The sequence below is a fragment of the Microcystis sp. LE19-8.1F genome (genome assembly GCF_027531715.1).
Classification (GTDB): Bacteria; Cyanobacteriota; Cyanobacteriia; order Cyanobacteriales; family Microcystaceae; genus Microcystis; species Microcystis wesenbergii_A.
Map to the genome: position 1 here is coordinate 32445 of NZ_JAPZSO010000018.1, position 8951 is coordinate 41395.

General features: G+C 49.3%; 9 protein-coding genes and 2 pseudogenes. 2 read left to right on the forward strand and 9 right to left on the reverse strand.

The window, feature by feature from the left end; all coding sequences use genetic code 11:
- Positions 1-173: 173 nt before the first annotated feature.
- Positions 174-2987 (forward strand): DEAD/DEAH box helicase, encoded by a 2814-nt coding sequence (locus O9334_RS02485; RefSeq protein ID WP_287999123.1) that lies wholly within the window; start codon positions 174-176, stop codon positions 2985-2987.
- A 158-nt stretch (positions 2988-3145) separates the two neighbouring features.
- On the opposite strand, the gene O9334_RS02490 is transcribed toward O9334_RS02485, so the two are convergent.
- The 8 genes from O9334_RS02490 to O9334_RS02525 all read right to left on the reverse strand — a co-directional run bounded on the left by O9334_RS02490 (position 3146) and on the right by O9334_RS02525 (position 8196).
- Positions 3146-3556 (reverse strand): helix-turn-helix domain-containing protein, encoded by a 411-nt coding sequence (locus O9334_RS02490; protein WP_228020755.1) that lies wholly within the window; start codon positions 3554-3556, stop codon positions 3146-3148.
- Between the two features lie 275 nt (positions 3557-3831).
- On the reverse strand, positions 3832-4179 hold the full coding sequence (locus O9334_RS02495; RefSeq protein ID WP_024968660.1) for a HepT-like ribonuclease domain-containing protein: 348 nt from the start codon (positions 4177-4179) through the stop codon (positions 3832-3834).
- Complete coding sequence (locus tag O9334_RS02500; RefSeq protein ID WP_024968661.1) at positions 4166-4474, reverse strand: nucleotidyltransferase family protein; 309 nt, start codon at positions 4472-4474, stop codon at positions 4166-4168. The genes O9334_RS02495 and O9334_RS02500 overlap by 14 nt, the downstream gene beginning before the upstream one ends.
- A 396-nt stretch (positions 4475-4870) precedes the next feature.
- A complete protein-coding gene (locus tag O9334_RS02505) occupies positions 4871-5776 on the reverse strand; it encodes a hypothetical protein (RefSeq protein WP_287999128.1) in 906 nt (301 codons plus the stop codon).
- Complete coding sequence (locus O9334_RS02510; protein WP_186814402.1) at positions 5760-6197, reverse strand: type II toxin-antitoxin system VapC family toxin; 438 nt, start codon at positions 6195-6197, stop codon at positions 5760-5762. The genes O9334_RS02505 and O9334_RS02510 overlap by 17 nt, the downstream gene beginning before the upstream one ends.
- A complete protein-coding gene (locus O9334_RS02515) occupies positions 6190-6429 on the reverse strand; it encodes a YlcI/YnfO family protein (protein WP_287999131.1) in 240 nt (79 codons plus the stop codon). The genes O9334_RS02510 and O9334_RS02515 overlap by 8 nt, the downstream gene beginning before the upstream one ends.
- A 107-nt stretch (positions 6430-6536) precedes the next feature.
- Entirely contained in the window at positions 6537-7727 is a 1191-nt protein-coding gene (locus tag O9334_RS02520) for a tyrosine-type recombinase/integrase (RefSeq protein WP_287999134.1), read from the reverse strand.
- Positions 7728-7746: 19 nt separating this feature from the next.
- A complete protein-coding gene (locus tag O9334_RS02525; protein WP_287999137.1) occupies positions 7747-8196 on the reverse strand; it encodes a DUF6933 domain-containing protein in 450 nt (149 codons plus the stop codon).
- A 114-nt stretch (positions 8197-8310) separates the two neighbouring features.
- On the opposite strand from O9334_RS02525, the pseudogene O9334_RS02530 reads away from it, so the two are divergent.
- Positions 8311-8499 (forward strand): annotated as a pseudogene (locus O9334_RS02530) (hypothetical protein).
- Positions 8500-8811: 312 nt separating this feature from the next.
- Here O9334_RS02530 and O9334_RS02535 read toward each other — a convergent pair.
- Positions 8812-8951 (reverse strand): annotated as a pseudogene (locus O9334_RS02535) (IS4 family transposase); the annotation flags it as partial.

Sequence of the window (8951 nt, forward strand, 5' to 3'; positions counted from 1 at the left end):
TTTTTTTATCGGAGAAAAACATAATTTTTTCGAGAAAATAAAATTAGTTAAGTCTCGACAATAATATATAATTAATTTAGAAGAATAGTTATATTTTAATCGGCTATAATCCCTTTTGTAAAATCGGGGATATTACCCAACGTTCAAGATAAAATCCAATACCGAAAAAAACCATGAACCAGCCCCTCGATCCCGCAGCCCTGCTCCGTGCCGGTCAAAAATTGGGTCAACCCCTACCCGACGCTCTCGGTGTCGGTAAATCGGTCACTTCGCCGCAATACGGCACGGGAAAAGTGACGGGCTGGTTGGGCAATCGATTGATCGTCAAGTTTCCGGGCTATTCTGTCCCCCTACAGTTCCCAAACTGGCAAGAATCGATCGCTTCGGGCGAGTTAGTTTTGGCCGAGATAACACCGTCCGAGTCCTCTCCATCGACCCCCGCGATTCTGGCAGCTATTCAACGTCTCAAGAAACCCGAATTTCGGGCGATTGCTACCGAATTAGCGGAAAGATTGACTTACATCACCGTCATTCCCGCCATTAAGGGACGGTTACACCCGATCCCCGCCGATGTTCCGCCCGTGCTAACAACCGCTCTAGCTAAAATCGGGATCGATTCGCTCTACGAACATCAACTGGAAGCCCTGACCTTATTGCGACAGGGCAAGGATATCGTCATCGCCACCCCCACAGCTTCTGGCAAGACGCTCTGTTATAACCTCGCCATTCTCGAATCTTGTCTCAGGTCGCCGGAACCGACCGCTCTCTATCTCTTTCCCCTCAAAGCTCTGGCCTTCGACCAGACCAGGAAGTTACAAACCCTGAACGAGGTGTTGCCACCGAACGCTAGTTTGAAAATCGGACAGATGACGGGGGATACCTCGCAGTCCGAACGATGGAAATTGTTTTATCCCGATATTCCCCGGATTCTAGCGGTCAGTCCCGATTTACTCCATTACCAGCTAGAGAAAATACGCGGGGGAAGTCAAGGGCAGGGATGGCGAGATTTCTTGCGTTCCCTACGTTGGGTGGTGATCGACGAAGCTCACACCTACACCGGCGCGTTCGGGGCGCATTTCGCCAACCTTACCCGCCGTCTCCGGCGGGCGGTCGATAGTGTCGGCGGCAATAGCGATCGCTTACAATTTATCTGCACTTCGGCCACGCTCGGAAATCCCGTCGAGTTATTGGAGCGTTTTGGGGGTCGTGCCGACGAACCGAAACGGCTAAAAGCAATGGATACGGGTCAGGGAACCGCCGCGTCCAAAACTTTCCTTTCCCTCGCACCGACGACTTCCCCCAATCCCGACACGGTGCGGATCGTCCTCTCCCTTCTCCAACAAGAACTGAGCGGTATCGTTTTCTGTTACTCGCGCACCACCGTCAAGAACTTGCTGAAACTGCTCGCTAAAGAAGCCGAAAACTGGGGAAACGCTGGGTTAGCGCGACGGGTAGCACCCTTTTACGGTTCCATGCAGTCCGAACAACGTCGTCGCCTAATCCAACAGTTAGAAACCGGGGAGATTAGGGTTCTCCTCTCCACATCGGCACTGGAAGCGGGAATCGACCTCCCCGAACTCGATTGTTGCATTATCCGCGGTTATCCCGGTTCGATCATGTCTTTCCGGCAAAGGATCGGCCGGGTCGGACGACGGCGAAGCGGTCTGGTTATCTTCCTACCGATCGCCGATGATCCTCTCGATCACTACTACGGAACCTATCCGGAGCGATTACTATCGGACGGAGTAGAAAATGTCGCCTTCAATCCCGACTACCCGACCCTGCTGGCCAAACACCTGCTCTGCTGTTGTGCCGAGAGCGGATTAGGGGTAAGTGAGGTACTACCCCGTTTCGGAGAGGTAGGCGGACGGCTGGCCGATGAATTATTACGGCAGAACAAGCTTTTTCTGAAAGCGAACGGTTTTTTGCACGCCGTCGGAATGCCCCACCACTCGGTCAACCTTCGCGGCAACCCCCAGCAAGCGGTCAAATTAATAGACCTGACCACTAAGGAGACGATCGAGGAGATGGGTTTGGAGTTAGCCCACCGTGAGGTCTTCCCCGATGCACTCTATACCGCAATCGACGGGGACGGCCGACGGGTGGTGTACCAGTGCCGCGAACTGAACGAAGAGAACCGCACCGCATCGTTAGAACCTCTCGGTTGCGATAGCGATCTCTCGACCCAACCAGAAACCGACCTAACAGTAGCCCCCAGAACGCTACTGGCAGAACCGAAGATTCTCTCGACCCCGTTCCCCGACGCACGGCTCAGAATACGTCTGCACTGGGGGGAAATCACCTCCTCGGTCACGGGTTATCAACGCTTAAAACGCCAGTACCGTCTTACTTGCACCAATCCTCACTGTTCGGGCTATCATCTGCCCCTCAAGGGCAAAAGCTGCCCGCAATGTCACCGCTCTCTACGAACGGCCGAGATCACCGATGTGGAGCAGAAAATCACTTTTCCGACCCCGTACCGCACCGGCTACGAAGCTCCCGTCTTAAAAATCGAACTCAATCCTGGAGTCACGACCGCTATCCGCGAGGAAGTCGCCCGTCTTAGAAAGAACCTTAACGATCGCTACGGTGATAACATTCCCGACACCCTCAAACACCTCTGGACGAGCGCACCAGATTGGTTAGCCCTACACAGTATGGGGCATCAACTGATCTTCGCCGTCCCTCTACTGGTACTTTCCTCGCGATCGGATGTCAATTTCGTGGTCGAGCGGGAGGATAAACGAAGCGTCGGTTATTTCTTCGATACTTGCGACGGTGGCAACGGGGCGACGGAAGCGATTTTTCAGAACCTACCCCGACTGGCAGACAAAGCGCGGGCGCTGGTTGAAGCCTGTGATTGTGAGTACGGGTGTCCCCGTTGCCTGACCCAACACGGTTGTCCCCAACGAAACGAGGGGTTGAATCGGGATTTGGGACTGTTTTTATTGAAAGCGATCGGGGAAAGCGCGTCCTCGATCGAGTGAAGTTTCCTCACTCAAGGTTTGAAGAACAAGGCAACGAGTGGCCAACTTCCTAAGCGTTCCTGTATCGTCTCGAAGTGTCGATTGACTAACGGTTCAATTACTCAATTTATGGGGAAGAAACCAGTTCACGGTAACTGTGGGCGAACGCAAAGCGCTCGCTACACGAAATCGTCTTCGGAACTAACATCCGAGCTAATAATTGCCTCCGCAATCTGCCGACGTGTGACCCCCGATAAACAAAGGGCGCGGGTTATCAGGTCAAGTGAAACCGAGGGATCACCCGATTCAATTTTCGCCACTCGTGACTGGCTCGATTCCATTCTTTTTGCTAACTCTTTTTGAGAAATGTTTTGACTTTTTCTAATTTCTTTTAATTTTCTCCCGAGGGCTAGTTTGAGTTCGATAAGCTCGGATTCTACGGGCGTAAGCTCTAGAAATTCCTCTACTGTTCCCACCTTCCAGCCCGCCGCTTCTAAACGTTGACGTTTAGCTAAATCCATGTCCGATCTCCCAGGAGTTTTCACCTCTCCACTCAACCAAACGATATCTTTATCATTTTTGTTTTGCATTTATTATCCCATAATATGTCAAATCTGACATACGGGCAAGTGCTAAACTGCCTTTTGTATCAGACTTCCTGCGAGCTTGAAGATATATCGCTTTAATAGACCTCTTGCATAAATCCGAAAACAAACGATAGAAACAATAATGGGAGGGACTTTCAGTTAATTATTTATTAGTAGTTGATAATCTTCAAAAATGTTGCTGTACAAGGATCGAATTAAGACTTTTGCAAGAGGTCTAAGAGGTCTATTGGCTCGAAACTGTTTCCTGTTCCCATAATTTACGCTTCCAATTCTTTAATTGCCTTTTCAACTTCAATCAAAAGTAAACCTAAATCTTGAGTGATTACTTGCCAGACAATATCTAAGTCAATATCAAAATAAGCATGAACAATACGATTTCTCATGCCGATGATTTGTCGCCAAGGGATTTTAAAATACTTAACTTGGCAAGGTTCAGAAACATTATTAGCAGCTTCGCCCATTATTTCAATTAATCTTACGAGAGCTAAAGATAACATCCTATCGTCATCTAAATCTTGTCTGGTGCGATTATTTACAAAAGATAATGCCTCTTTTGCTGAATCTCTGATGTGTTTTAGCCGAGTTAAATTATCAATTTTGCTCATAAATAACTATAGCTTCTGCCAAGACTTGCTCACGAAAATAACGGCTTAAATCTGCCGATGTTCTTAAATCTATCTGGCGATTTATTATATTTGATAACTCATCTTCCATCGTAATAATAGCTAAACCAGGAGTCTTCCCTTGTTCAAATTCTACTAAAACATCAACATCACTTTCTCTTGTAAAATCATCCCTTAATACTGAACCAAATAAAGATAACTTGCAGATCGAGTGACGCTGACAAAATTGTTTAATTTCTTCTTGAGATAAATTAATAGGAAGAGTTGTTTTTTTCATGGTTAAAACTCCTAATTGATGATTTTTAAATCTCAGATTTAAGAGGGGTGACTTAAAACTCCATCGCCTTAATTAATAAGTAGTCGTGCAAAATAAATTTCCTAGTGAAGAAAGGCACTCATGCAAGAGGCAAGAGGCAAAGGGGGGGTTAAAACCTTCCCACAACTCTAATTTTTCGGGTGTATAGGCTTCGTATTGGTCGAAGGTAATCGGGGCGGAATCCAGTTCGGGTCGCGGGAAGGGTGGCTTTTGACTCATGGCGGGCAGAGAGAGATGGCGATCCGGTACGCGGTCGGTCTATCAATTCTAACACCCCTAGATCCCGCGTCCGCTCGTAGTCCCTCGATCTGGGGTCGCGGTAATTCGGAGGGAACGATCGCCAGTCAAGGACGAAAATCAATCGGTCACTACCCCGTAATACTTCTCTAACATGGTCAGCATCCCTTCCTCCAACTCGCTCAAGTAAGGTCGCTGTAATTTCCCCAAGATTCCTAAGAAAGCAAGGGCGGTATCTTCCAGTTCTTCCCCTTCCCTCAGTCTCGACAATCGATCGCATAATCGCCGCACCGTCTGACAGTCCCCTTCGGTGTAGCCCAACTCCTTGAGGTACTCGATTTTAACCAGATCGATCGCCCCATCGTGAAGTCGCAGGTCGCAGGAGCGCGGGTGAACGGCAGTAACGATCGCCCAACAGTTGTTTTTCCCTTTCAGGCGCGGGTTATCTTTGGCAAGGATACCGACCACTTCCCCCACCTCGAAAACATTCGCTTTCCCTTTGTCCCGGTATTTACCCACCGTCTCGCGAACGACTCGGTGGTCGGGAGTTTTGCCCCCAGCTTCCGCTACGGCCTCATTCCAGACGGTGGGTTGTTGTTGCGGGGCAAGGACGGCCAGGGGGCGCACCTGATACTCGCTCGATGGTAGGAGCGGGCAGTTAGCGGCACTCAGGGTTCGGTAGATCGCCGCCCCCGTAATTAAATAGTTGGCCTTCTGACGACTGTGACCGAATCGCCCCCGACAGTAATCCTCGAAGGAGTCGTACCCGTCCCGGTACAACCGTCGATCTCGCAGTTCTTGCAGGGCGGAACCGGCCTGGTAGAAAGCCCGTTCTACCGTCCGCTCTAACCGCTCCCTGTCCCTGACCTCCTCCTCGCTCAACGGTCGCGAGGATTGAATTACCTCCACCTCGATCGCAAAGCGCTCGCTACGCGAGATCGCTTCTACCCCGCGCCCCGCAGAAGCTAACATTTCATCGAGTTCGTCTTCTGTCCATTCCGACCGTCTTTTAGCCATCGCGTTCATTCTCCCCACCCAGAACGAACACATAGGACGGTTTGGGAACTAGAGCCTTCAAGAATACCGTGTCAGCCGTCCAGTAATTGGCTCTCTCTCTCTCGGCTACAGCCAGAAAAACCGCATCGTACAACGTCAGTAAACCGTACATCCGGGCCATCTCCCACGCCCTCTCTCGAATATCTTCCCCATCGACATAATCGATCGGTAATTCCCCGAAGGCACTATAGAGTTGACCCGCCTCCCCTTCCGTTAGCAGACCACTCCTGATTTTTTTCCGCAAAACCGAAGCGATTTCGGCCCATGCGAAACAGGGGAGGACGATCCGACCCGATAGCGCCCGGCCGACCAATTCCGTCGCCGCTCCTTCCTGTTCGTCGGGACACAAATATTTGATGAAAACACTGGTATCGATACAGTAACTACTCAAGCTCCGATTCCCCCTCTCTCAACTGACGGAGCAGGGGGATCGGGTCAGGGTGTACTCCCGTTCTCCGTTTGACCTGTTCCCGTAATCGCTGGATAGTATCGTGAGCTTCTAGGGCTTTACGCCGCCTCACCTCTCGCTCCACGGCTTCCACTACTAGCTCGTTAAACGATTCTTTCCCAGACTTGAGCCGCTTGGCCTGCCGCATCAACTCAGACGGGAATCGGATCGTCACCGCTTCCTTTTCCATAACCATTTCCAATAACCACCGTTTAGTTACATTTTACGCGAATTTTGCCAGCCCTATAGGATAGATATGGCTACCAGCGCTTTGCTCCAAGCTCAGACCAACCCCGCTAACAGGTCGGAGATTTCCCCCTGCACGTTTTTGCGGTTGTCATCGTAGATCATTAAAGTATTGAGATCAGCGTGACGGCTCAATTTCTGCACCCGCCGCACGTCACCGCCCGTCGCGTCGAGAGCGGCGGTTATTCCCGAATGACGCACCCGGTGGGGCGACATTTTCTTGTTCACCCCGGCCGCAGCGGCGATTTTCGCCACCAATTTATGGATCGCCGAGCCGGTCAGTCGATGACCGCGACTACAGCGATCGAGGGCGATAAAAAGAGGTTGACGGATATCGAGTTCCCGCCGCTCCCGTAACCAATCCAAGATCGCATCAAGGGTCGGACGCGACAGACTGACGGTTTCTTTCTGTTGACCCCGACCCTTACCGAAGATGGCCAACGTTCGACCCTCGGTATCGAGATCCTTAATATCCGCACTCTCGATCTCCCCCCGCCGGAGGGCGTTATCCCAGAGCAATCGTAGGATGGCGTAGTCCCGTTTCCCCTTGAGAGTTGAGCGGTCGGGAACGGCCAACAGGTCGCGGTACACTTCCTTGCTTACCCCGGTGGTGTCCCGGTAACGCACCACCTTGTCCCCCGATAGCTCGGACAGATTGAAATCGCATTGCCCCAGTTGATTGGCCAATCTCACCAGGGACTTGATCGCCGATAAGCGCCGGTTTCTCGTCGCCTCCGCTAGTCCCCGCTCGTCCCGCAGGTGAGCCTTATAGCGCAGTACCAAAGAGAGCGCAGCGAACCGATCGAGGGAGAGGAATTCTTGCGTTACCCCCGGGGTCGGTTCCTCGCAACCGAAGGCGAAGACAAAGAAATCCTTTAAATCCCCCGCATAAGCGTGTCGCGTCCGGGGCGAACGCTTGGCCGCAAGCAGTTGGGCTAATACGTCCGGGTTGTCGAGGGCTTGCCCTGAGCTAGGTCGAAGGGGGGCGATATCCTCGCGTCTGGTTAGATCGGTGGCTGACACGAATTTAGGGTTGCGATAATGTAGATTTACGATACCTAGATTATCATGTTCGACATCCCGACAACGTCCCGTTGTCAGAAAACGGGGTCGCAGACGCTCGACGGTCGGGGAATGACGACGAACGGGGTCAAATAGCATCAGAAAATAGAGGAAAAACATTTGACGTGATGAACGATCGGGTATGCTATTTAAACGGGCTTCCACAGATTAAAACACGACCTTTTTATTGTACTCCCTTCGATTGATTCAAGAGATTTTGGTAACATTCGGTCGGGGTACGGTAAGATAAATATTTAAAGGGAGTCTGATTAATTATTTCTGCAAATCTTTCGTTATCAACCGCATTGTACTGATCTAATTTAGCGATTAAATTCTTTATGTTATTCATGGAGCTTACCAGACTCCTATTCTCGGATTTGAGATAATGAATTTCAGGGGAATCGCCCTCTTGCAGGTCAATGGTGGTAATTTGAGCGATAATTCCCTTAATTCCCTGCTTGTACGAAGAAATTAAGGTGTATAAACTCTTTTCCTGAGTAATGAAAAAAATACCTCGCTTCCTGAGATCGAGGACATCAATTCGCCAAGTATTAATATCGGCGATAAAATCTTCTCTTGACCTCACTTCCGCTTGGATTCTTGCGGCCGCTTTACTTGATAAAATTAGATTCATCTCTAAAAATAAAGTTAATTATCAGCTAAAGTAGTAATGGATCAATAAATTATACCAATTTTCAATAGTCGTGATTAACGGTTCTTCGGTTTATATTATGCAAGGGACGGGGCTATAAAGGATGGAACCCTTATAGAGAAAAACATTTAGCGATTTTTGTCAATTGTTTTTGATCTAGAACAAACTAATCAATTAAGTCTCTTGCCAGATAAGGATTTAGTCGATTTATGCTCCCCTATCGAACCATACCAAGTCCCGAAGAGTCAAAAATCCTCGAATATCAGAGGTTTTTGGGATAGGTAAGTCATCTGCACTCCCGATGGCAAAGCCCCTCAAGATAACGATTTGTAATTAGTTGAATTATATACCAATTTTCAATCGTCGTGACTAACATCTAAACAGAATATTGACCTTGATTAAAGTTGGCCGTTCTCGATACTTTCTTACGTTTCCGTTAATCTTTCGTCATTGATCGCTGCCTAACGATAAGGTCTTGTCCACGGTCCGAGTGATTCTCCCCTCACTTAACGAACCAAGCTGCCGTATCAACAAAAACCTTCTTCACTTGAAATGCCCATACTGCTCACAAAATTGGCTAATTGTCAATAGCGTTTTCTAAGTACAGGACAAAAAATGTAAGGACTGGAGAAAAAGAGAAAAGTTAGGTAATGAAGGATTGAGAATAAGATGACGAAGGTGGTCTAAACCTAGCCGAAAGAGGCTTTTTGCTCGGCGACCATGTTTCTTGATAGGAA